The following is a 23,604-nucleotide window of genomic DNA, read 5'->3' on the forward strand; positions in this document are numbered from 1 at the left end:
AGCGCGACCGCGTCTGGTTTGGCCGACTCGCTGACGCCGGCCGCCGTGGTGATGGCCGCGACCGCGGCGGCGGCCGCTGCCACGGCACCGGCGGTACGGACGAGTGATGTCACCGACGTGCGGCGCGCGGGTTTCGAAGACATGCGATGTGATTCCTTATTCTTGACCGTTCGGCCGGGCTCGGGCATGCGGCGGGTAGCGCGCGACCAGGCGGGATCGCAACGAACTCGCCTCTGCACGAGGTGCTGGGGGATGACGTGATCTGGAACGGCTGAACTACCGCAGGCGCCGCGATGTGCCGCGCCTCGACATAGGTCAGGCGTACGTCCTGCCGCGTTCGGTCCGCCGACGGGCTTTCGCTCCGAAGGCGCGGCCGAGTATGACGACGGTTTCAATTGGGAGACACGAATGCGCGATTCGCATTACATAACCGAATCGGGCGAGCCGGTTATATCTCAAGACGATAACGCTCATGCATCATGGGTGCAACGAACACACATTCGAAAGAAGGGCGCGAGCACCCAACTTTCCCCCGGACGACCGGGAGATCCTCGCTAAACTGTGTGTTGGCACACAGTTGGGGATTCTGTATCGCGGATCACGTTCAGATCACGAGACCCGCGTCCCGAGCCTCCCGAACAGAGCGCGGAGGGCGCGACAGTAGGCTGACTGCTCCACCTCATCTCCGGGAAAGAGACCATGTCGCAGTTCGAGAACGTCAGCGTGGCCACCAAGGCCAATGTGTACTTCGACGGCAAGTGCGTGAGCTACAGCCTCACGCTGCCCGACGGCACCAAGAAGTCGGTCGGCGTGATCCAGCCCGCGACCCTGACCTTCAACACCGGCGCGCCGGAGATCATGGAGCTGGTGGAGGGTGAGTGCGCCGTGACCCTGCCCGGCGAGACCGAGCCGACGACCTACCGCGGCGGCGAATCGTTCTCCGTACCCGGCGACAGCTCGTTCGACATCGAGGTCGGGCAGACGCTGCACTACGTGTGCCACTACGGCTGAACCACCGGTCGGACCTGGCTCGGATCGCCGGTTGGGTCGAGCGAGCCAATGACACGACCGAGGGCCGCACGAATGATCGTGCGGCCCTCGGTTGTCCCCTACCCTTGCCCCGGGTCTAGGAGTATTCGACCTGCCAGTGCTTGATGCCGTTGATCCAGCCCGAGCGCAGGCGCTGCGGATCGGCGATCTGGTGCAGATCGGGCATGACGTCGGCGATGGCGTTGAACATCAGGTCGATTTCCAGGCGGGCCAGGTTGGCGCCGACACAGAAGTGCGCGCCGGTGCCGCCGAAGGCCAGATGCGGGTTGGGGTCGCGCAGTACGTCGAAGTCGAAGGGCTTGTCGAAGGCCGACTCGTCGAAATTGGCGGAGCTGTAGAACAATCCGACCCGCTCGCCGGCCTTGATCAGCTGCCCGCCGAGTTCCACATCCTCGGTCGCGGTGCGCTGGAACGCGGTGACCGGAGTCGCCCAGCGGACGATTTCGTCGACCGCGGTGCGCGGGCGCTGCCGGCGGTACAGCTCCCACTGTTCCGGATGATCGACGAAAGCCTTCATCCCGTGGGTGATCGCATTACGGGTGGTCTCGTTTCCGGCGACCGCGAGCAGAATCACGAAGAATCCGAATTCGTCCGAACCCAATGCCTCGCCGTCGATATCGGCGCTGACCAGTTGGCTGACGATATCGCCAGCCGGTTCCGTCCGGCGCGCCTCGGCCATATTCCACGCGTAGCCGAGAATTTCGGCCGAGGCGACCGCGGAATCGCCGTACTCCGGGTCGTCGTAATTGAGCATCTGATTCGACCAGTCGAAGAGCTTGTGCCGATCGTCCTGCGGGACGCCCAGCAGTTCGGCGATGGCCTGCAGCGGCAATTCACATGCCACCTGTTCGACGAAATCGCCGCCGCCGGATTCCTTGGCCGCGCGCACGATTCGCTCGGCCCGCTCGGTCAATGCCGCGCGCAGGCTTTCGACCGCGCGCGGGGTGAAGCCCTTCGAGATGATGCGGCGGATCTTGGTGTGCTTGGGCGGATCCATGTTCACCAGCAATGCACTGGTGACCGACAACTGCTCCGGCGTCGCGAATCCGGGCAACCGGATGATGGAGCCCTTCTTCTCCGAGGAGAAGACGTCCGAGCGGCGGGAGATCTCCTTGATGTCCTCGTGGCGGCTCACCACCCAGTAGCCGCCGTCCTCGAACGGGTAGGCCTGCTCCTCGCTCTGGGCGTTCCACCAGACCGGCGCGGTACGCCGCAATTCCGCGAATTCTGCGACCGGACTTCTCGCGGCCCACAGTTCCGGGTCGGTGAAATCGAATCCGGCCGGTATCGACGGAGCAGCCACAGTTCCTCCTCGTGTCCGCTGCACTGCGAATCATGGATTTTTCGAAACGTGTTCTTCCTTGATTAGAACACGTTGCACTGCAGCGGAAAAGGGCTGCGGACGCGCGCATTCCGGAAAAACAGAAGTTATGACAAAACTATTTCGAGCATACGAAATACAGCCCGATCGACGGGATTTCCCGATCGTCCGGACGCGCATCGCCCAACGCTATTCGCCGGTATCGCTCACCTCGGTTCTCCGGTCACGATGCAGATGCGGCGCGGCCCGCCCGGCCGGCAGCGGCAGATCGAGATAGGTCCGCACACCCGGTTCGGCCGCGACGACATACGGGATCGCGTTCACACAGTTCAGGGCCGTGGCGACGATCGAGGGATTGCGCCGGGCCCCCTCGGCCGGATCGTGGGCGTGCAGCCCGGACAGGGTCAGGACACAGCCGGGGTCGCCGCGCACCTCGACCTCGAACCGCTGCCCGTTCGGCCCGAAGCTCCACGCCGGGTCGAAGTCCCGCTCACCCATGAACCAGTTGACCGCCGCCGTGATCACCGGTTCGCCGTCGACCGTGCCCTCCCACCGAAAGTGCTGGGCCGCAACCTGTCCCGGCTCGATGATGCCGATCGGTGACTCGATCGGCGCGGTGGCGACCGCGATGTCGTGGGTGGCGCGGATATCGGGATCCAGGTCGAAGCCCAGTTCGTCGGCGAGCATCCACACCGACTGGCTGTATCCGCCGGCCAGCATCGCCGCGACCGTGCTCTGTCGGGCCTTGTCCGGATCGGCGCCGAACATCATCCAGTGCCGCACCACATCCGGGGCGCCGTAGGTGCGGATATCGGAGAATTCCTCGGCCCGGACCCCGGTCACCGAACCCGACAGCGCCGAAACCACCAACGGCAACCGTTCGGTGAGGCCGCCGGGGTGAATTCCGGTGCCGTGCAACGTGACTGCGCCCTCGGCGCAGACCGCGTCGAACTTCTCGCGGTCGCGCTGCCGGGGATAGAACCAGCCCAGCGGAGTCACCACGTTCTTGCCCGAGCGCAGGATCGCGCGCAGGACCGAGGTGTCGGCGAAGACCGGGCTGTAGACCACGCAGTCGGCGTCGAGGGCGAGCAGGGCCTCGGCATCGGTGGTGGCGGTGACGCCGATCGGGTCGCGACCCACCAGGGTGCCGAGATCGACGCCGTCCTTGTCGGGGCTGTGCACCCAGGCGCCCACCAGTTCCAGCTCCGGATGGTCGAGGACGCCTTCGATCGCGGCGCGGCCCACGCCGCCGGTCGCCCACTGAACCACCTTGATCACGAGTGCTCCCCTTCCCGGCCGGCCGCGCCCATCACTGGTCCCGCACGATCGACAGGGCCTGAGTCGGGCAGTAGCGCACCGCGTTCTCCACATCGGCGCGATCGGCCTCGTCCACCTCCGCGCGCACGATCTCGACCTTGCCGTGTTTGGGCACGTCGAAGTAGTCCGGCGCCTCGGCCTGGCACATCGCGTGGCCCTGACACAGGTCCAGATCCACCTCGATACGCATCAGCTCTGCTCCTGCTCCGGTGAATCCGATTCGCGCAGCGGGGCTTCCGGCTGCACCTCGACCAACACCAGATGCGCACCGCGCGGTGTGTTCACGACCGCGGCGATCGCGGCGGCGAGGTCGGAGGCCCGCAGGAAGAAGGGGTGACGGGCGAAGCCCCACTTCACCCAGTCGTCGAGCAGCGGTCCGACCTGGTCGGGGGCGGCGTTCATCCCCATGCCGGTCTGGGTCGCGCCCGGCCGGACGATCGAGGCGCGAACACCGGTGCCCTCCAACTCCATCCGCAGCTGCCGGGCCATCGCCTCGAGTCCGGTCTTGGCGGCGTTGTAGGCGCCGTTGCGGGGACGGACCTGGTCGGCACAGTCGGAGCCGATGAAGACGAAATCGCCACGGCGCCGGGAGATCATGCCGGGCAGGATGCGGTGGGCCAGCCGTTGCGCACCCACCAGATGGACGTCGACCTGTTTCAGGAAGGTCTGCGGGTCCATCTCGTAGGCCAGCCCGAATTCGATGTCCCCGGCGCCGGATACCGCGACCTCGATCGGCCCGAGTGCGTCCTCGGCGGCGGTGACGAAGGCGTCGACCGACGCGTCGTCGGTGACGTCGAGCGAGCCCGCGAAGGCCGTGCCGCCGTTGGCGGTGATCTTGTCGGCGAGCTCGCGGCAGGTCTCCACCCGGCGCGCACCGAGCGCCACCGGGAATCCGGCCTCGGCCAGCATGATCGCGGTCGCGGCGCCGATTCCCGACGACGCCCCCGCGATCAGAACCGGTCGCACATCCGGATGCGGATCGAAGCGCGGCATATTACGAAACCTCCACGGTGACAGGGAGTTTCGCGAACCCCCGGACATTGGTCGAATGCACCCGCTCCATGGCGGACTCGTCGATCGAGTACTCCCGGACGCGGGAGGCGAACTCGCGCAACGCGACCACGGTTTCCAAGCGGGCCAGATGCGCACCCAGGCAGAAGTGCACACCGCCGCCGAAACTGGCCAGCGCGCTCTTGTCGGTGCGTTCGATGTCGTAACGATCTCCGTCGGTGAAGACCGCGTCGTCGCGATTGGCGGAGCCGATGAGCAACACCACCTTCGAACCGGCGGGGATCACCCCGTGTTCGAACGGCACGTCGACGACCGAGGAGCGCGCCACCATCTGGCTCGAATTGTCGTAGCGCAGCGTCTCCTCGACCCAGTCCGGCACCAGATCGCCGTCGGCGACCACCTTGGCGAACTGTTCGGGATTGCGGCCGGCCCAGTACAGCGCGTTTCCGAGCAGTTTGGTGGTGGTCTCGTTGCCGGCCACGACCATCAGGAACATGAAGCCGATGATCTCGTCGTCGGTGAGTTTGTCGCCGTCGATCTCCGCGTCGAGCAGCGCCGAGGTCAGATCCTCGGTGCGGCTGCGGCGACGCTGGGCGACCATGTCGGAGTAGTAGACGACCAGATTCAGCGAGGCCTCGATGGCCGCCTCCGGCACGTCGAGGACGCCCTCCTCGCGGTGCACCACCAGATCGGCCATGCGGCGGATCTCCGCGCGATCGGGTTCCGGCACACCCATCATGTCGGAGATGACGTCCATGGGCAGCTTGCCCGCGAAGTCCTCGATCCAGTCGAAACTGCCCTGCTCGAGCGCCGGTTCGAGATGTTGCAGCGTGAGTTCCCGGATCCGCTCGCCCATACCGGCGATCCGGCGCGGGGTGAAGCCCTTGTTGACCAGCTGGCGCATGCGCAGGTGACGCGGATCGTCCATGGCGAGGAACGACATGGTCTTGTGCGCGTGCGGACCCCACGCGGCCGGATCCAGGGAGACGCCGTTGGCGCTGGACAAACGGGCGGCGTCGCGGAATGCGGCGGTCACGTCGGCGTGGCGCGAGAGCGCCCAGAAGTCCAGGTCCGGGTTGTAGTACAGCGGCGCCTCCGTGCGCAGCCGCCGATAGACCGGATACGGATCCTCGTGGAACCGGTAGTCGTAGGGATCGAATACGACCGGTTGCGCAGATGCCACAGTCATCACACCCACCTCTCGAAATATAACGCGTTCACATCGAGCCTCATCCGCACACCGCCAACCGAGACACAGGACTGGACATGTGTCTGGACGCTACCACCGGACCGGAATCCGGACAATGGGGCGAGCGCTCTGGGCAGGGTGGACGCGCCACCATGAACAGCCGCGCCGCCACCCTTCTCACGCCCCTTCACCGAGGAGCGGCTGTAGTTCGGCCACCGTCCACGGCGGGGTATCGGTATGGTCGCGATAGCCGATCGACTCGAGCTTCGGCCGCGCGAAGCGACCGACGAATCCGCCTGCGGCAACGAAGATTTCGCCGGTTGCGGTCGCGAGGCCGGAGGCGAGATAGACATAGAGCGCGGCGGCGTGCTCCGGCGGCGGAGCGTCCAGTGACGACTGTGCGGTGAACTCGTCGAGCAGGCCGCGCTCGCGTAGCTCGGCGATCTTCGCCTCGTATTCCGGTCCGGTGGACAGCCGCGTCCTGGCCCCCGGACAGATCGCGTTCACCCGGATGCCGTGCTCTTTCAGTTCCGCGGCCATGGCCAGCGTCAGGCTCGCGACCGCGCCTTTTCCGGCCGGATAGCCGGTGCCCCCGTAGTCACCCAGATAGGCGAACGAGCCGGTGTTGACGATCGAACCCGCGCCGCGAGCCACCATCAGCGGCGCCACCGCGCGGCAGGTGTTGAACACCGTGGTGAGGTGCGAATCGAGTTGGGCGCGCCAGTCCGCGGTCGAGATGTCGAGAATCGAGGAGTGCGCGGGTTCGGCGATCCCGGCACAGTTGACGAGAACATCGACGGCACCGAAACTTTCGACGCACCGGCCGACCAGGGCGTCCGCGATCGTTTCGTCCGCGGCCGAGCCCGCGACCGCGACGGCGCGGCCGCCCGCCGCGCGAATCTCGTCCACGACCGCGTCCACCGCCGCCTCGGCCCGGGAGTTGACCACCACGCCCGCGCCCTGACGCGCCAGTTCGACGGCGACGGCCCGGCCGATACCGCTGCCGCCGCCCACCACGATCGCCGCCTTGCCGGCCACCGCCGCATCTCCGGTCATCGCCGGTACCCGCCTCTCACGATTCGATCACTCTGCAACACGTTCTTGTATTCACAGCTCCGTCCAAACTATATTCCGTACAGGTGTCCAGACAGCCCTATCGGAGAGGCGAATGACGAAACTGCTCCCCCCTGGCGAGGGATCCCGGCTTCTGATCGACGGCAAACTGGTCGCCGGCGGCGCGGGGGTATTCGCGACGGTCAATCCGGCGACCGAGGAAGTCCTCGGCCAGGCCGCCAACGCCGACGCCGCCGATATGGACGCGGCCATCGCCGCCGCCCGCGCGGCCTTCGACAACACCGAATGGTCGCGCAATCACGCGCTGCGGGCCCGCTGCCTGCGGCAACTGCGCGACGCGCTGCGCGACAACATCGAGGAGCTGCGCGAGATCACCATCGCCGAGGTGGGCGCCCCGCGCATGCTGACCAGCGGGCCGCAACTGGAGGGCCCGATCGGCGATCTCGGCTATTTCGCCGATCTGGCCGAAAGTTACGAGTGGGTCAGCGATCTCGGCGTCGCGAAGCCGATGGGAATTCCCACGGCGCGCACGCTGCGCCGGGAGCCGATCGGTGTGGTCGGCGCCATCACGCCGTGGAATTTCCCGCATCAGATCAACTTCGCCAAGCTCGGTCCCGCGCTGGCGGCCGGGTGCACGGTGGTGCTCAAACCGGCTCCCGACACCCCCTGGGCCGCCGCGCTGGTCGGTACGGTGATCGCCGAACAGACCGACATTCCGGCCGGCGTGATCAATATCGTCACCTCCGACGACCACCAGCTGGGCGCCCAGCTGGTCACCGATCCGCGGGTGGACATGATCTCGTTCACCGGGTCGACACAGACGGGCCGGACCATCATGGCCGGCGCGGCGCAGAGCCTGAAGAAGGTGTTCCTCGAACTCGGCGGGAAGTCGGCCTTCATCGTCCTGGACGACACCGATGTGGCCGCCGCGGCGAGCTACGCGGGCTTCACCGTCTGCGTCCACGCCGGACAGGGCTGCGCGCTCACCACCCGCCTGCTCGTCCCGCGCGAGCAGTACGACACCGCGGTCGCGGCGGCGGCGAAGTCGATGGGCGGCATCGTCCCGGGCGATCCGAACGAACCGGGTACCGTCTGCGGACCGGTCATCTCGGCGCGGCAGCGCGACCGGGTGCAGCGCTACATCGATATCGCACGTGCCGAGGGCGGCACCATCGTCACCGGCGGCGGCAGTCCCGATCGCGAGCGCGGCTACTTCATCGAACCCACTCTGATCAGCGGCCTGTCCAACACCTCGACCGCGGCCCAGGAGGAGATCTTCGGCCCGGTGCTGGTGGTCATTCCGCACGACGGCGACGACGACGCCATCCGGCTGGCCAACGAATCGCCCTACGGGCTCTCGGGCGAGGTGTGGGGCACCGACCAGGCGCGAATCGACCACGTGGTCAACGGTGTTCGGACCGGAACCCTCGGCGTCAACGGCGGCATCTGGTACAGCGCCGACGCCCCGTTCGGCGGCTACAAGCAGTCCGGCATCGGCCGCGAACTCGGTGTGGCCGGATTCGAGGAGTACCTCGAGACCAAGCTGATCGCCACCGCGCAGAAATAGACAGCACGCGACCTCGTCGCGGATCATCGACAGGAGAAGACAACTCATGGCTCGTTTCACCGATCGCGTCGCGATCGTCACCGGCGCGGCGCAGGGCATCGGCGCCGAATACGCCAAGGCGCTGGCCGGCGAGGGCGCCACCGTCGTCGTCGCGGATCTCAACGCGGACAAGGGAAAACAGGTCGCCGAGGAGATCAGCAGCGGCGGCGGCACCGCGGTCTTCCATCCCGTCGACGTCTCCGATCCGGAATCGGTCACCACCCTGGCCGACTACACGCACAACGAATTCGGCGCGATCAACCACTTGGTCAACAATGCCGCCATCTACGGCGGGATGAAGCTGGACCTGCTGCTGACGGTGCCGTGGGACTACTACAAGAAGTTCATGAGCGTGAACCTCGACGGCGCGCTGAACATGACCCGCGCGGTGTGGCAGCACATGTCGAAGGGCGGCGGCGGGTCCATCGTGAACCAGTCCTCCACCGCCGCATGGGTGTATTCGAACTTCTACGGTCTCGCCAAGGCCGGGGTCAACAGCCTCACCCAGCAGCTGGCGGTCGAACTCGGCGGATCCAACATCCGGATCAATGCCATCGCGCCGGGGCCGATCAACACCGAGGCGACGCAGACCGTCACTCCCGGCTCGATCGTGAACGACATGGTGAATCGCCTGCCGCTCAAGCGGATCGGCACCCCGCAGGATCTGGTGGGGGCGTGCCTGTATCTGCTGTCCGACGACGCGGCGTGGGTCACCGGGCACATCCTCAACGTCGACGGCGGGCAGATCATCCGGTAGCGAGCGCGAGCGACGCCCGTCCCGCTACGGGACGGGCGTCTGTGCGGCAGCGGTTCGGGTGGTGAACCGGGCTGGCCCGCAATGCCTTACGCGCTCAGAGATCGGCGCCGTCGCGCCGGACGGTGACCGGTTCGGCCAGGCGATTCTCATCGCAGAGCCGCTGCAAGGTCTCCAAGGTTTCCTCGAGCCCCGGCCCCAGCCGGCGGCCGGGTGTGAACGTGGCCGGTAGGTGGCGCATGCCCTGGATCACGCCGATCGTGTCGTAATGCACCGCGCCGCCGGGATCGCACCGGAAATCCGGCAGCCGATCGAGCACCGCGACCAGCATGCGCTTGAATACCGTGCGCGCCACATTGGATCCGATACAGCGGTGCACACCCAGGCCGAAGCTGAAGTGCCGGTTGCCCTTCCGGTCCAGATCGAGGGTGTTGGGATCCGGGAACAATTCCGGATCGCGATTGGCCATCGCCCACGACAGCCACAGCCGCTCCCCCTCCTCCAGCCGGATGCCCGCGTACTCGCAATCCGCGGCGATGGTGCGGCCGTCGCCGGGTGCGGGAGTGAAGTAGCGGAGGAATTCCTCGGTCGCCGAATTCAACAGCAACTCGCGCTCGGCGCTGAGGATCTCCCGTTGATCCGGATGCTCCGAGAGCCATTCCAGCGCATGGGCGGTCAGCGCGGTGGTGGTATCGAAGCCGCCGCCGATCAGCAGGCCCAGCATCCCCAGCAGTTCGATATCCGGCGGCGCGGTCCCGTCGATCTCGAGCCGCGTCAGCGCCTCGATGATTCCCGGACGCGGATGCTCCCGCACTTGCGTGAGGTTGATCAGCAGATCCAGCCCCATCGCCTCGTGCTGACGCCGAACCCGCTCGATATCGGGGGAATTGGGCGGGGTGTAGACCGAGGCGTGCGCGGGTTCGCAGTACAGCTGCCATTTACGCAGCGGTATACCCAGCATCGCCAGGGTGAGGACGGCGGGCACGATATTGGCCAGATCGTCGACGAAATCGATCCGCCCGCTCTCGATCCGATCGTCGAGGCTCGCACGGACCACCTCGTCGACGAACGGCACCCAGCGCTGCACCGCCGCCGGCGACAGATACGGATTGAGCGCCTGGCGCCACAGCCGCTGTTCGGGCGGATCCATTTCGAGGATGCCGTTGCGGATGGCGTTCCCGGTCTCGGGGAACGGAATGGTGATGCCGCGGTAGCCGCGGCGCTCCCCGTTCGGATCATGGTCGCTGGACACGTTTTCCGACCGCGCGAGGCTGAACACCTCCCGGCTGCCGGCCGCCACCCAGTGCCCGCCGTAGGTCGGCGACCAGGCCAGCGGGCACTGCCGGTGCATGTCCGTGGTTATCGCGTCGAAGTTGTCGCGGTACTGCGGCGCATGGCGATCGAAGTCGTAGCGCGGCTGTCTGTGGTCGTCGGCGTGCACGGTCACGATGTGTCCTCTCGGGCGTCCCCGGTCTCAGGCTCCGACTTCTCAGAATAGTGGGTACGGCAATCTTGCTCTCCCAATTAGAGAATGCTATTTCGGGCAATCTCGACGTCATGGGTATGCGCTACAGTGGCTCGCCGATACGATTCACAGTAGGGACGGGGGCACGGTCGATGTCGATACCGACCACGACACAGCGCATTTCGACGAGCCGGGTGCGGTAGGGCGATGGCCAGCGACGATCGCCCGGATTCCCCGCAGCAGCCGCCGTCCGGCGAGCCGGGCCCGCCCCCGGCGCCGCCGACCCGGGCCTACCCCGGTGGCGTGCCGGATCCCGGCGCGCAGCCCGGCGGCCCCGTGCCGCAGCCACCGGCTCCGCCCACCCAGGCCTATCCGGGACAGCCCGCCCCGCCGACCCAGGCCTACCCCGGACAGCAGGCGCCGCCGACCCAGGCGTATCCGGGCGGGCAACCGGGCCCGCCACCCGGGTCCGAGGATCCCACCGTCCATGCGGGACAGGGATATCCCGCCGGAGTGCCGTATCCGGGCGATCCGAATCAGCCCCCGATGTACGGGCAGGCATATCCGCCGGGCGGCTATCCCGAAGGCGGATATCCGGGCGGGCAACAGTATGCGCAGCCGTATCCGGACCCGCAGTACGGCGGGCAGCCCTACCCGTATCCCGGTGCACCGCAGCAGAATTCGGGTGGCGGCAAGGTGCTGGCGATCGTCGCGGCAGTGGTCGCGGCGGTCCTCGTGCTGGGCGCGGTCGTCGCGGTGATCGTGGTGCACAACCACAACAAGAACAGCGATACCGATGCGGCCGCCCAGCAGTCGACGACCACCCGGCCCTCGCCGACGTATTCGACCTCGACCGCACCCACGACCCGCGAAACCACCCGCTACGCTCCCCCGCCACCTCCTGCCACACCGGCCGATGTCTGGATCGCCGCGGGCTACGACGCCGACACCGGCAAGGTGACCTGGGCGCGCAGCACGATCAGCTCCGACGACGCCACCAACCAGGTCCAAACCCGTTGCCCCGGTTGCGCACAACCGGCGGCGTGGGCGCGCAACGCCTGCGTCGCGGTGGTCGTCGGCCAGAACAACGGCTGGGCCTCCACCTGGGGCACTACCGCCGAAGAGGCCGAATCCAAGGCCGTCAGCAGCGCACAGGACAACTACGGGGTATCGGGACCGTTCAACAAATGGTCCAAATGCGCGACGGAGTAGAACATCGCAGCGAAGAACTCCGGAGCGCTCCGGGCATCGTCGACCGGAGCGCCGCGACCGGCCCGCCGCACGCAGCGGCGCCGGCCCGTCGGCGTGTGCACTGACTCCCCCTCCTCGCCAGTGAACACGTTGTGTCCCAACGTGTACTCACGTAGACGCCCATGACGGTGTCATGAACGCTGGTATATGTCAATCGTCGGCTCATGTACTGTTGTCGAATCCGCCTCTACTCGCCAGGGAGGGCCGTGGACGAGGACCCGACCGCTACGCCGCGCGCCGATGACACTGCGCCGCGCGCCGATGGTGAGCCGACCGAGCTGGCCGCCAAGATCAATCGCCTGCTCGCGGTGATGCACCCACCGTCCGAGCCACCCTTGTCGAATGTGGCTGCCGCCGAGGCGATTACGAAGGCCACCGGCACCTCGATCAGTGCGGCCTATCTGTGGCAGTTGCGGTCGGGGGTGAAGTCGAATCCGACGGTCGCCCACCTGCGCGCGATCGCCAAGTTCTTCGGAGTGCCCCCGTCCTATCTGCTCGACAACGGCACCGATGCGGCGCTCGACTCGCAGCTGAGCCTGTTACAGGCTATGAAGGATGCGGGCGTGCGGAATCTGGCATTGCGAGCGTCGGGGCTGACACCGCGGACTCTGTCCAGTATCGCGTCGATCGTGGACCGCGCGCGGGAGTTGGAGAATCTGCCCCCGGTCGACGGGGACGAACGGGAAGACCAGGACGGACCGTAACCATGGGGGCATCGGCCAGGCGGATCCAGAAGGTGCTCGACCGGTTGCCGGTGCCGGATCCCTGGGATCGCACTGCCTTCGTGGCCGCGGTGGCCGCCGCCCGCGGGCGCCCGATCACCCTGATTCCGATGGCCATGCACGATGTGATCGACAGCCCGTGCGGGTTGTGGCTGGTGCGCGAGGACGACGACGTGATCATCCACGAGGACGCCACCTCGGAGTACCACATCGACCAGATCGTGTGTCACGAGATCGGGCATATGGTGCTCGGGCACGATCGCGAAACACCCGGCGGCGGTTGCGATTCCACTCTGGGCGCGGTGCTGCCCGATATCGACCCGGACACGGTACGCGCGGTCCTGGGCCGGTCCGGATACGGCAGCGGACCCGAACGGGAGGCCGAACTGTTCGCGAGCATGGTCATGGTCTCGGCGACCGCCGGTCGTCGCGGGCAGAGCCTGCGCAACGTGCTGTTCGAGGGGCGATGACCTCGTCGGTGCCGGTGGTGATCGCCTGGCCGGTCATCGTCGCGACCGTACTGGTGGTGGCGGCGCGGTGGGTGTGGTTCGACGACACCGCGGCCGAACGGTATCTCAACTCGACGCTGACGATCATCGCGGCGACCCAGGTGCTGCGCGAGGACGTGGCACAGCGTGCGATCGTCGCCGTCGCGCCCACGACCGTGACCACGGTGCAACAGATTTCGCTGTGCACCATCGTCGTCTCGATCGCACCGTTCCTGTGCGTCATCGATCTGCTGTCCGGTCACGCCGCCCGGGAAGTGCGCAACCGGCAATGGCGGTATCACCTGATCGCGGCGGCGCTGTCGATCGCGATCCTGGCCGCCGGAACCCGCGCCCGCCGCGAGCAGCGGCCGGTCGAGGTGTCGGGCGGCTGGGCCGAAGTGATGGTCTGGCTGGCCTTCTCGATTCTGCCGCTGTTTCTCGCGGTCCGGATGATCGCTCGCTGCTGGTCGGAATATCGCCAGCACGGCGTCACCCGCGGTGAGAAGGTGGTGCTCGCGGGAATAGCGCTGGCCGGGGCGGCGATCGGGGTGACCACGGCGATCGCGACCGGGCTGGCGCTGGTGCAGCAGATCGGCGTGCTGGATTCGGTGGACTACCGCCTGCGCACCAATTCCCGCAATTTCTTCTGGATCGCGACGGTGATCGCGATCGTCTCGTCGGCACCGGTCGTCGAGGCCCTGCTCGGGGTGGTGGGTTTCGATGCCACCGGCCGGCGGTGGCGGCGGCTGCGACCGCTGTGGGAGTCGATGACCACGATGTTTCCCGACAGCCGGCTGCCGATGGAACCCGGTTCGCGCCGGATCACCCGGCTGCGCCTGCACCGCACCACGGTCGAGATCCGCGACGCGATCCTCGAGCTGCGTCCCTACTGTGCCGATGTGGATCCGGCGGAGTTCGCGAATTTCGCCGCGGCCGAACGTATTCCGCCGCGCGATGCCGAGCCGGCCGGATACGCCCTGCAATTGGCGCTCGCCGCCCGCGAACGCTCCCGCACCGGCGATCCGCCCGGCGGTGCCGCGGCGACACCGGTCTCGGATTCGGCCACCCTGGACGACGAGGTGGACGAACTGCTCCGCGTCTCCCGGTGGTGGCCCGCCGCCACCCGCTTCGCCGACCGTCCCCGCACCCTCCACCGCGCCGCGCAGGAAGCAGAGAACGCCTGATGACCGTCCGCACCGACACCACGTCCACCCACACGCTGCCGCATCCGCCGTGGCGACTGCCGCTGCTCGGTGACGTGCTGACCACCGATTTCGCGAAGCCGTGCCAGCGGCTGGCAGAACAGGGCCGCGAACTCGGACCCGTGTTCGAGCAGAAGTTGTTCGGCTATCCGGCGATCATCGTCACCGGCGCCGAGGCCATCGACGAGGTCAACGACGAGCGGGTGTGGGAGAAACACATCGGCCATTCGCTGATGAAATTGCGGCCCCTGGCCGGCGACGGACTGTTCACCGCCTTCAACCGGGAACCCACGTGGGCCAAGGCGCACAACATTCTGCTGCCGGCGTTCACCAAGACGGCGATGGCGAACTACCACGCCACGATCGTCGCCGTGGTGAACGAATTGGTCGCCGGGTGGGCCACGGACTCGTCCTGGATCGACATTCCCGCCGCGACGAATACGCTGACCTTCGAAATCATCTCGCGCGCCGGGTTCTCGCATTCGTTCGGCGCCCTGACCGATTCCGCGGCCGATCCGTTCGTGGCGGCGATGGTCCGCGAGCTGACCTACGCCAATCGCCGCACCGATGTCCTGCCGTGGTTCGAGCGCCTGTTCCGCCGCGCGCAGTACCGCCGCCACCGCGCGGATCTGGCACATGCGCACGGTGTGGTCGACGCGATCATCGAGGCGCGACGAGCGCAGCCGCACGCCGTGTCCGAGGACATTCTGGATCTGCTCATCGACGGCGCGGATCCCGATACCGGAGAGCGGCTGGACGCCACCAATATTCGCAATCAGATCCTCACCTTCCTCATCGCCGGTAGCGAAACGTCCGCCAACACCATCGCTTTCGCGCTGCACTACCTGGCCACCCACCCGCACATCGCACAGCAGGTGCGATCCGAGATCGACGAGCGATGGCCCACGGCGGATGCCCCCGCCATCGGTTTCGAGGAGGTGGCGAAGTTGCGCGGTCTGCGCCGGGTGGTCGACGAGACACTGCGGCTCTGGCCGACCGCACCCGGCTATTTCCGCCGCGCCAAACAGGACACCACCCTGTGCTCCGGTCGCTACCGGATCGCGGCCAAGGACTGGGTGCTGGTGTTGCTGCAGGCCGCGCACCGCGATCCGGCGTGGGGGCCCGACGCCGGGGAATTCAATCCGGACCGCTTCCTGCCGGACAACATTCGTACTTTGGGGCCACGCGTGTACAAACCGTTCGGCACCGGTCCCCGCGCCTGCATCGGGCGGCAGTTCGCCCTGCACGAGACGATGGTCGCCCTGGCCGCGATCCTGCACCGCTTCGATCTGGAACCCGAACCCGGTTACCGGCTGGACGTGCGCGAGACGCTGACCCTCAAACCGGCCGGGCTGCGCCTGCGCCCGCACCCGCGCCGATAGCCGCGCCCTCCCAACGGCGGGAATAGCAGGACCCGGTCACGAACCTATGCTTCCGGCGAACGCCTGTCGCAGCGCGAAGTCGGCGGCGACACGGGGCCCGGACAGGCTGTGGCGGAAGGTGGGTCATGACCGAGTCGGTGAGTTTGCCCCGGGTGACCGACGCACCGCTGTTGAACGCGGCCGTCAGCCGCCTGGAGAAGGTGCTGGAGGCGCTGCTGAACGGCCTCGGCGACGGCAACGCCAAGAAGGTCGTGATGGCGAGTCTCGCCGCGACGGACAAACCGACCGAGACGATCACCGGCGAGATGGTCGCCGATTACGGCGATCGGCAGAAGAAGATCCGCAAATACAACGAGGAGTGGAACTCGCTGGACACCATGATGTCCGATATCGCCGAGAATTCGGCCGGCATCGCCAACGAGACCCGCGCCGCGGTCAAACAACTCGAAACCGATATCACCGGAATTCTCAGCGGTGTCGCCCCGCATCCCAGTGTGGCCCTGCAATTGTCGTTGATCGACAAGATCGACAAGGCGGTGGAACACGCCGATCTCGTCGTCTCCCAGGCGCACAAACTCCACGACGAGAACTCCACCCGAATTCCCACCCAGCCGCAGGGCAGCGGCGGTGGCGGCAACTACGGTCCCGTGCCGAGCAGCTATGTTCCGCCGAACAGCAGTGGCAGCTACGACCGCCAATACACCCAGCCGGTGAGCTCGAGCGGCGGCGGCCCCGGCCGGCACCTCGATGATCAGGAACTCGAGTACTACATCGGAAAGGCGCTGGACCGCCTCGGAATCACCGATCCCGCCGCCCGCGCGCGGTGGACCGAAGGTTATCTGACGCTGATCAAACGGGAATCGAGCGGCAACACCGGCTCCATCAACACGACGGACTCCAACGCGGCCGCGGGCCATCCGTCGCAGGGCCTCACCCAGACCATTCCCAGCACCTTCGAGGCGTATCACGTCGCCGGAACCTCCTCCGAGATCACCGATCCGGAGGCGAATATCGCGGCGAGCATGAACTACGTGATGGACCGTTACCACGTCTCGCGGGACGGCTCGAATCTGACGTCGAACGTGCAGCAGGCCGATGCCCGTCGTCCCGCGAAGGGCTATTAGCGAGGAGCCGGGCTCAGGGCACGATGACGGCGCGTCCGCGCAAGGTGCCCGCCGCGAGCCGGCGATACGCCTCGGGCGCGTCGTCGAGTGTGAACCGTTCGACGGCGATGTCGAGGACACCCTCGTGCGCCAGATCGATCAATTCGATCAGCTCGCTGCGCGCACCCCAATACGGGGCGGTGGCCGTCGCCTCGTACGGGCTGACGCCGAAACCGATACGCGCCGCGGACTTTCCGTCGCCGATACCGACGATCGTCACATCGGAATCCACGTCGGCGACGGCCATCGCGATATCGATGGTCGGCTGATATCCGACGAAATCGAGCACCAGGCTCGCGCCCGCCGCGCCGGTGATCTTGCGGACGTTGCCGGCGGCCTGGGCATTCGACAGCACCGCCTCGTGGGCGCCGACCGATTTCGCGAATTCCAGTTTGTCGTCGCTGACGTCCAGCGCGACGACGCGTGCCGGGGACAGGTGGCGCAGCAACTGGATCGCCACATGGCCCAGTCCGCCGCTGCCGATGACGACGGCCCAGGAGCCGGGACGCAACTTCGTCAGCGACCGTTTGATCGCGTGATACGGGGTGAGACCGGCATCGGTGAGCGGAACGGTCGCCACCGGATCCAGATCCCCGATCGGAACGAGATGGCGCGACGAATCGACGATCAGGTAGTCGGCGATGGCTCCCGGCGCCCCCAGACCGGGCGGATAGATGCCCAGTTCGGCCGCGCGGGAACAGTAGTTCTCCAGACCTTGCGCGCAGAACCAGCAGGTGCCGCAGCCCCACGGTCCGTACACCACCACGCTGGTGCCCAGATCCAGGCCGCGCACACCGTCGCCCAGCGCGGCCACCGTCCCGGCCCCCTCGTGTCCGAGTGTCAGCGGCAGCGGATAGGTGAAGGCCTCCGCGGGCAACGACATCACGAAATCGTCGGAATGGCAGACCCCGGCCGCGCTGACCTTCAGCAGCACCTCACCCGGGCCGGGCTCGGGCGTGGGAATTTCGCGGACCTCCGGTTCGGCACCGACGGTGACGTACTGCAGAGCCTTCATAGCGCTTTTCCTCTCGGTCGAGCAGCTGGGGTCGCGATCGTTCACACCGGCCTGGCAACTTCCAGGCTAATGCGCACCCGCCGCTTTCGGCGTTCGGCGCGTCGATCGAGCCCTCCGCGGGGGACGGGTGTCCTTGCGCTCCCCGTGCGCGCGGTGGAGACAAGTGTCGATCAGCGTCGCGCGATGAGACACGATGGCGACGGTCGCTCATACCGCCAGTTCTCCCCAGCGGGTAGGAGTGCCGCTGTTTGCGCACTTCAATCGCATATACAGGCGGCGCTTGCTCATGAGACAATCTCCCTGTCTCGTCTCGCTACGAGACACCGTAGACCGAAGGGATCATGTCCGGCGATGCGCACCACCGACGTCGACTGGCTCGCGGGCGGGGTGCGGCGCACCGTCGCCCGCTCCCGCATCGAGGCGGCAGCTGCCGACCTGTTCCTGGAACGCGGAATCGACCGGGTGAGCATCGACGACGTGGCCGAACGCGTGGGCTGCTCCCGCGCCACCGTGTACCGGCACGTCGGCGGGAAGCCGGAGCTGGTCCGGATCGTGACGGTGACGGCGGCGCGGGATATCGCCGAACGGGTGGCGGCGACCGTGGCACCGCTGCGCGGCCGGCGGCGCGCGGTGGAGGCCGTCCTCGCCTCGCTCGCGGCGATTCGCGCCGAACCCACGCTCTCGGCGTTCCTGGCGGGGGCGGGCGCCACCGGCGACCACGTGGTGGCCACGCCCGAACTGCGCGGCATCGCCACCGCACTCACCGGAATCGCCGGGGACGACGATGCCGCGGAGTGGATCGTGCGGGTGGTGTTGTCGCTGCTCACCTGGCCGCTGCCCGATGCCGCCGCGGAACGCCGGACGGTGGAGCGGTTCGTCGCCCCGCTCCTGATGCGTCCGGCCGGACCGGCGCGGAAGGGATGAGATGAGCGTTCCGTTGTTCGTCGGCCTCACCACCGTCGATCTCTCCTACGCCGTCGACGCCTATCCGGCCGAGGACACCAAAACCCGTGCGCGCGACCAATTTCTGGGCGCCGGTGGACCGGCTGCCAATGCCGCGGTCGCCTGCGCGATACTGACCGGCGGCGCCCGGCTGCTCACCGCCGTCGGACAGCATCCGCTCACCGCGCTGATCCGCGACGATCTGCGCTCCCACGGTGTCGAACTCGTCGACACCACGGCGCGGCGTACCGACCCGCCGCCGATCTCGTCCATCGTCGTCGCGGCCGGTGCCGGGACGAGAACCGTTGTCTCGCTGGACGGTTCGGGCATCGAGGCGTCGTTCGACGACGAATGCGCGGCCCTCGTCCGGGAAGCGCCGGTGGTGCTCGTCGACGGACATCACATCGAACTGGCCCTCGGCATCGCGCGGGTGGCGCGCGCTGCGGGAATTCCGGTGGTGCTCGACGGGGGCCGCTGGAAGCCGGAACATGCGCAGTTGCTGCCGCTGGTCGACATCGCCATCTGCTCGGCCTCGTTCGCGCCGCCGGACTGCCAGGACGTGTTCGGCCACCTGCACCGGATCGGGATCCCCGCGGTCGCCGTCACGCGCGGGCAGCAACCGATCCTGTACTCCGCCAACGGTGTTCGGGGCGAGATCGCGGTGGGTGACGTGGATCGCGCGGATACGCTCGGCGCCGGGGACATCCTGCACGGCGCGTTCTGCGCGTACCACTCGCGCGGCCACGACGTCGTCGACGCGCTGACCCGCGCCGCCGCGGTCGCCACCCTGTCGTGCCGGTTCTTCGGTACTCGCGCATGGGGTGATCGACTCGGTGAGTTGGCCGAATGAGGTGATCGGGCTGCGGTTCGCCGGGACACGCTGGAGTCGCACGACGAATCAGTCGGTCAGACGCACGCCGGACAGATTCACCGAACCGGGCGGATACGGTAGCCGCCGGCGACCGCGCGCAGCACGAGATCGGCTCGGTCCGCGGTCCGCGCGATGAGACGGGCATTCGGCAGGTCACTGCCGGCGACCATGGCCTGTGCGCGATCCGGTGATTTCCCGCCGCGCCGATGCCGGCGCAGCAGGCGGTGTTCGATGAGCGATTCCTCCGCATCGAGGTACCAGACCTCGTCGAGATACTCCCGCACCTCCCGCCATCCCGGCCGATCCAGCAGAAGGTAGTTCCCTTCCACGATCGCGACCCGTTCGCCGGTGAAGGTCACCGCATCGGGGATCGGGTCGTGGCGGGCTCGATCGTAGACCGGCCACGGCACCGGCACACCGATCGCGCTGTCGCGCAGCCTCCGAAGCCGCGCGACGAACGACGCCACATCGAAGGTGTCGGGCTGCCCTTTGCGACCGAGCGCGCCGCAGTCACGCAGCTCTGCCGAGCTCCGATGAAATCCGTCCATCCCCGCCACCTCGGCGGACACTCCCGCGTGCCGCACCGCATCGGCCAAACCCTGTGCCAGTGTGGACTTTCCGGCTCCCGGCGGTCCGGTGACGCCGACCAGGTACCGGCGCCCGCCCGCCTGCTCCGCCGCCCGCACGATCCGCGCCGCCAGCTCACCCGTCCCCGTCACCCCGGCCGTCACCGGACACCTCCTTCACCGCGGCCGAACCCACGTCCCCGCCGGCGAGCACCGATCGACCACCGCCTCTCCGCTCTCACTCGACCAGGATCACGATCAATCGCCTGGGCCCGTGCACACCCTGCACGCGGGTCATCTCGATATCCACGGTGGCCGACGGACCGCTGATCCAGGTGGTCGGCCGGCGCGGGTCGAGACGCGGAACGACTTCCGGCAGTGCGGTTTTCACCTGCTCGGCGTGGACCACGCACACGTGACAGTCCGGGACGAGGGTGGGCGCGCGGCGGCCCTGTCCGGCGTCGCCGTCGAGGACGATCGTGCCCGATTGCGCGATCGCGGCGGCGCAGGTGGTCACGACCGCGTCGACCTCGTCCAGTTCGAGCGTCGTCAGCGGCGGATCGTCGGTCACGATGCGGTGCTCGGAGCGGTCCGCCCACAGGGCCGTCCAGATGTCCGGCAGTCCGGGCGGCGTCAGCACCACCCGCGCCGACGCGTTCCGCAGTTCCCGGTCCACGGTCGTGGCGATCCCCGCCAGGGTGGCCCGATGCACCTGTGCGCCATAGCGTTCGAGTCGCTGTTCGAACAACTCCAGAATCGCGGCGCGATCGTCGGGGTCCACTCCCGGCGCGGTCCGCAGATAGTCGCGCGGCACGGTGACCGCGTCCGCCGGTTCGCCGATCGCCTCGCGGACGCGTCGCAGAATCGTCTCCCGCGCATTCACGAGCGGCCCCCGTCGGTGCGCGCCCACCAGCGGCGAAACGATTCGGCGGGGATGTCGGGTACCCGCCGGCTGTCGGTCCACCCGCCCAGCGGACCGGGCAGATGCCGCTTCGGGACCGCCACGCCGATGCGCGCCGCCGAGCGCACGGCCGCGCCCCACAGCGCCGGATGGCTCATGAATCCCGCCATCGCGTCGAAGGCAGCCCGCTCGACCCGATGCTTCACCCCCGCCTCGCCCTCGGCCACCTGATGGCGCAGGGCCAGCAGATTCCCGGTGATATCGATGCGGACCGGGCAGACGTCGTCGCAGGCCCCGCACAGCGCCGACGCATACGGCAGCGAGGCGGTCTGCGGATCGTCGGCGCCCTTCAGCAACGGGTTGAGGATGGCGCCGATCGGCCCCGGATAGACCGAACCGTAGGCCTGTCCGCCGGTGCGTTCGTAGACCGGGCAGATATTCATGCACGCGCCACAGCGGATGCAGCGCAACGCTTCCCGCCCGAGTTCGTCGCGCAGGGCGCGGGTTCGGCCGTTGTCCACCAGGACCAGGTGGAAGGCCGAGGGACCGTCCTGGGCGGTGACGCCGGTCCAGGTCGACACATACGGCGACATCCGCTCGCCGGTCGCGCTGCGGGCCAGCAACTCCAGATAGATCTCCAGATCGCGCCAGCTCGGAATCACCTTCTCTATACCTGCCACCGTGATCAGCGTCTCCGGCAGGGTCAGGCACATCCGCCCGTTACCCTCCGACTCCACCATCACCACCGTTCCGCTCTCGGCGACAAGGAAATTCGCGCCGGTGATGCCGACCTTCGCGCGCAGGAACTTCTCCCGCAGATGCAGCCGGGACGCATCGGCGAGCGCCTGCGGATCGTCGGTCAGATCGTCCGGCGCGGGACGGCCGTGCTTGCCCATCTCGCGGCGGAAGATGTTGCGAATCTGGCTGCGGTTCAGATGCATCGACGGCACCACGATGTGGGAGGGCAGATCGTCGCCCAGTTGCAGGATGATCTCGGCGAGATCGGTCTCGCGGGTGTCGATTCCGGCCGCGGCGAGCGCCTCGCCCAGGCCGATCTCCTCCGACAGCATGGATTTGGCCTTGACGATCTCCTTCTCGCCGGTCGCCTGGACCAATTCGGTGATCACGGTGTTGGCCTCGGCGGCGTCGGTCGCCCAATGCACCACTCCCCCGGCGCCTTCCACCGCATCGGCCAGGCGCTCCAGATAGGTGTCGAGACGGCGCAGCACATCGTCCTTGACCGCGGCCGCGGACGTGCGCAGTTCCTCCCAGTCCGGTCGTTCGGCCACCAGTGCGTCGCGCTTGGCGCGGATGGTGTGGGTGGCACGGTGCACGTTGGCGCGTAGCTGGTCGTCAGCGGTCGCGGTCCGCGCGGCCTGCGGGAACGGCGGCCACCCCACGAAACTCTCACTCATGAGCGGGCTTCCGCGACCACCGGCAGCCCGGGCATCGGGCCGTCGGCCTTCGTGCGCGCCAGAATTTCCACCAGATGCAGATCGCGCACCGGAGTCGCGTCGGCGGCGAGGCGCCCGCCGATATTCATCAGGCACGAATTGTCCACGGCGGTCACCACACTCGCGCCCGTCTCGCGCACGTGCGCGGCCTTGTCGGCGTTCATCGCGCCGGAGGCGGCGGCATTCTTCACCGAGAAGGTGCCGCCGAATCCACAGCATTCGTCGGCCGCGGGCAGATCGACCAGATCCAGTCCGGCCACCGCGCGCAACAAGCGGTACGGGCGGTCGCCGATGCGCTGCACGCGCAGCGAATGGCAGGTCGGATGGTAGGTCACCCGATGCGGGAAATAGGCACCCACATCGACGACACCCAGGTCGTCGGTGAGGAATTCGGTCAATTCCCGGATTCTGGGGAGCAGCGTCTCGGCATCGCGGGCCAGCGCGGCGTCGCCGACCTGCTCGGCCACCACACGGTAGAACTCGCCGGGCGCCGCGCCACACGAGGCCGACGGCACCACGATCCGGTCGTAGTCACCGAACACCGACACGAAATGCCGGGCCATCTTCGCGGTATCGGCCCGATAGCCGGTGTTGGCATGCATTTGGCCACAACAACTCTGGGCCATCGGGAAGTCGACCTCGACGCCGAGCCGGCGCAGCAGCGCCACCGCCGCCCGGCCGGTTCCCGGATACATGACGTCGTTGACACAGGTGATGAACAATGCCGTACGCGCCGACATGCGGCCCCTCTCGTCACCGATGCCGCGGGCCGGGCACTGTTGTCGAGCGGCACCTCGATACGGATACTGGCGGGACGATCCCGGCCAGGATACGCCGCACGCACCGCGGCGAGGCGGATC

At 67.8% G+C, this 23,604-nt stretch carries 23 protein-coding genes; 11 read left to right on the plus strand and 12 right to left on the minus strand.

Annotated elements, in window-relative coordinates:
• Nucleotides 1-699: 699 nt before the first annotated feature.
• A complete protein-coding gene (gene ppnP / locus NK1_RS17720; RefSeq protein WP_063010020.1) occupies nucleotides 700-1,011 on the plus strand; it encodes a pyrimidine/purine nucleoside phosphorylase in 312 nt (103 codons plus the stop codon).
• 115 nt (nucleotides 1,012-1,126) lie between these two features.
• Here ppnP and NK1_RS17725 read toward each other — a convergent pair whose 3' ends face one another.
• From NK1_RS17725 to NK1_RS17750, 6 genes are all read right to left on the minus strand, one after another.
• The gene (locus NK1_RS17725) at nucleotides 1,127-2,353 is read right to left on the minus strand and encodes a cytochrome P450 (RefSeq protein ID WP_063010022.1); all 1,227 of its coding nucleotides are present in this window, start codon (nucleotides 2,351-2,353) and stop codon (nucleotides 1,127-1,129) included.
• Between the two features lie 207 nt (nucleotides 2,354-2,560).
• Complete coding sequence (locus tag NK1_RS17730) at nucleotides 2,561-3,649, minus strand: NAD(P)H-dependent amine dehydrogenase family protein (RefSeq protein ID WP_063010024.1); 1,089 nt, start codon at nucleotides 3,647-3,649, stop codon at nucleotides 2,561-2,563.
• A 31-nt stretch (nucleotides 3,650-3,680) separates the two neighbouring features.
• Complete coding sequence (locus tag NK1_RS17735) at nucleotides 3,681-3,878, minus strand: ferredoxin (protein WP_062999594.1); 198 nt, start codon at nucleotides 3,876-3,878, stop codon at nucleotides 3,681-3,683.
• The gene (locus NK1_RS17740; RefSeq protein WP_063010026.1) at nucleotides 3,878-4,681 is read right to left on the minus strand and encodes an SDR family oxidoreductase; all 804 of its coding nucleotides are present in this window, start codon (nucleotides 4,679-4,681) and stop codon (nucleotides 3,878-3,880) included. The genes NK1_RS17735 and NK1_RS17740 overlap by 1 nt, the downstream gene beginning before the upstream one ends.
• Before the next feature lies 1 nt (nucleotide 4,682).
• Nucleotides 4,683-5,888 (minus strand): cytochrome P450, encoded by a 1,206-nt coding sequence (locus tag NK1_RS17745; RefSeq protein ID WP_063010209.1) that lies wholly within the window; start codon nucleotides 5,886-5,888, stop codon nucleotides 4,683-4,685.
• 177 nt (nucleotides 5,889-6,065) lie between these two features.
• Nucleotides 6,066-6,944 carry an SDR family NAD(P)-dependent oxidoreductase gene (locus tag NK1_RS17750; protein ID WP_063010028.1) on the minus strand — a complete coding sequence of 293 codons (879 nt, stop codon included), beginning with the start codon at nucleotides 6,942-6,944 and terminating at the stop codon, nucleotides 6,066-6,068.
• 112 nt (nucleotides 6,945-7,056) lie between these two features.
• On the opposite strand from NK1_RS17750, the gene NK1_RS17755 reads away from it, so the two are divergent.
• Entirely contained in the window at nucleotides 7,057-8,529 is a 1,473-nt protein-coding gene (locus NK1_RS17755; RefSeq protein ID WP_063010030.1) for an aldehyde dehydrogenase, read from the plus strand.
• A gap of 46 nt (nucleotides 8,530-8,575) precedes the next feature.
• The gene (locus NK1_RS17760; RefSeq protein ID WP_063010032.1) at nucleotides 8,576-9,325 is read left to right on the plus strand and encodes an SDR family oxidoreductase; all 750 of its coding nucleotides are present in this window, start codon (nucleotides 8,576-8,578) and stop codon (nucleotides 9,323-9,325) included.
• A 94-nt stretch (nucleotides 9,326-9,419) separates the two neighbouring features.
• Here the strand turns inward: NK1_RS17760 and NK1_RS17765 are convergent, their stop codons facing one another.
• Nucleotides 9,420-10,772: a cytochrome P450 gene (locus NK1_RS17765; RefSeq protein WP_063010034.1), complete on the minus strand. Its 1,353-nt coding sequence runs from the start codon at nucleotides 10,770-10,772 to the stop codon at nucleotides 9,420-9,422.
• Nucleotides 10,773-10,994: 222 nt separating this feature from the next.
• On the opposite strand from NK1_RS17765, the gene NK1_RS17770 reads away from it, so the two are divergent.
• The 6 genes from NK1_RS17770 to NK1_RS34595 all read left to right on the plus strand — a co-directional run bounded on the left by NK1_RS17770 (nucleotide 10,995) and on the right by NK1_RS34595 (nucleotide 16,956).
• A complete protein-coding gene (locus NK1_RS17770; protein WP_063010036.1) occupies nucleotides 10,995-11,999 on the plus strand; it encodes a DUF4189 domain-containing protein in 1,005 nt (334 codons plus the stop codon).
• A 245-nt stretch (nucleotides 12,000-12,244) separates the two neighbouring features.
• The gene (locus NK1_RS17775; protein WP_439955947.1) at nucleotides 12,245-12,742 is read left to right on the plus strand and encodes a helix-turn-helix domain-containing protein; all 498 of its coding nucleotides are present in this window, start codon (nucleotides 12,245-12,247) and stop codon (nucleotides 12,740-12,742) included.
• A gap of 2 nt (nucleotides 12,743-12,744) precedes the next feature.
• A complete protein-coding gene (locus NK1_RS17780; RefSeq protein ID WP_063010038.1) occupies nucleotides 12,745-13,230 on the plus strand; it encodes a hypothetical protein in 486 nt (161 codons plus the stop codon).
• Entirely contained in the window at nucleotides 13,227-14,432 is a 1,206-nt protein-coding gene (locus NK1_RS17785) for an MAB_1171c family putative transporter (RefSeq protein ID WP_063010040.1), read from the plus strand. Before NK1_RS17780 ends, NK1_RS17785 begins: the two co-directional genes overlap by 4 nt.
• Nucleotides 14,432-15,832, plus strand: coding sequence for a cytochrome P450 (locus tag NK1_RS17790; protein ID WP_084461143.1), 1,401 nt, complete (start codon nucleotides 14,432-14,434; stop codon nucleotides 15,830-15,832). Before NK1_RS17785 ends, NK1_RS17790 begins: the two co-directional genes overlap by 1 nt.
• Nucleotides 15,833-15,957: 125 nt before the next feature.
• Entirely contained in the window at nucleotides 15,958-16,956 is a 999-nt protein-coding gene (locus tag NK1_RS34595; protein WP_063010042.1) for a transglycosylase SLT domain-containing protein, read from the plus strand.
• A 13-nt stretch (nucleotides 16,957-16,969) separates the two neighbouring features.
• On the opposite strand, the gene NK1_RS17800 is transcribed toward NK1_RS34595, so the two are convergent.
• Nucleotides 16,970-18,010, minus strand: a complete 1,041-nt coding sequence (locus NK1_RS17800; RefSeq protein WP_063010044.1) for an NAD(P)-dependent alcohol dehydrogenase — start codon at nucleotides 18,008-18,010, stop codon at nucleotides 16,970-16,972.
• Nucleotides 18,011-18,361: 351 nt separating this feature from the next.
• Between NK1_RS17800 and NK1_RS17805 the strand changes: the two genes are divergently transcribed.
• Together NK1_RS17805 and NK1_RS17810 are read left to right on the plus strand one after the other, a co-directional pair.
• Nucleotides 18,362-18,934 (plus strand): TetR/AcrR family transcriptional regulator, encoded by a 573-nt coding sequence (locus NK1_RS17805; protein ID WP_063010046.1) that lies wholly within the window; start codon nucleotides 18,362-18,364, stop codon nucleotides 18,932-18,934.
• Nucleotide 18,935: 1 nt separating this feature from the next.
• The gene (locus NK1_RS17810; protein ID WP_063010048.1) at nucleotides 18,936-19,802 is read left to right on the plus strand and encodes a PfkB family carbohydrate kinase; all 867 of its coding nucleotides are present in this window, start codon (nucleotides 18,936-18,938) and stop codon (nucleotides 19,800-19,802) included.
• A 77-nt stretch (nucleotides 19,803-19,879) separates the two neighbouring features.
• On the opposite strand, the gene NK1_RS17815 is transcribed toward NK1_RS17810, so the two are convergent.
• The 4 genes from NK1_RS17815 to NK1_RS17830 form a co-directional block, all read right to left on the minus strand.
• A complete protein-coding gene (locus tag NK1_RS17815; RefSeq protein ID WP_218023137.1) occupies nucleotides 19,880-20,554 on the minus strand; it encodes a nucleoside/nucleotide kinase family protein in 675 nt (224 codons plus the stop codon).
• Between the two features lie 73 nt (nucleotides 20,555-20,627).
• Nucleotides 20,628-21,272: a LutC/YkgG family protein gene (locus NK1_RS17820; protein WP_063010217.1), complete on the minus strand. Its 645-nt coding sequence runs from the start codon at nucleotides 21,270-21,272 to the stop codon at nucleotides 20,628-20,630.
• Nucleotides 21,269-22,705, minus strand: a complete 1,437-nt coding sequence (locus NK1_RS17825) for a LutB/LldF family L-lactate oxidation iron-sulfur protein (protein ID WP_063010050.1) — start codon at nucleotides 22,703-22,705, stop codon at nucleotides 21,269-21,271. The genes NK1_RS17820 and NK1_RS17825 overlap by 4 nt, the downstream gene beginning before the upstream one ends.
• The gene (locus NK1_RS17830) at nucleotides 22,702-23,484 is read right to left on the minus strand and encodes a (Fe-S)-binding protein (protein WP_063010052.1); all 783 of its coding nucleotides are present in this window, start codon (nucleotides 23,482-23,484) and stop codon (nucleotides 22,702-22,704) included. Before NK1_RS17830 ends, NK1_RS17825 begins: the two co-directional genes overlap by 4 nt.
• Nucleotides 23,485-23,604: the final 120 nt, after the last annotated feature.

The organism is Nocardia kruczakiae NBRC 101016 (assembly GCF_001612965.1).
GTDB lineage: Bacteria > Actinomycetota > Actinomycetes > Mycobacteriales > Mycobacteriaceae > Nocardia > Nocardia kruczakiae.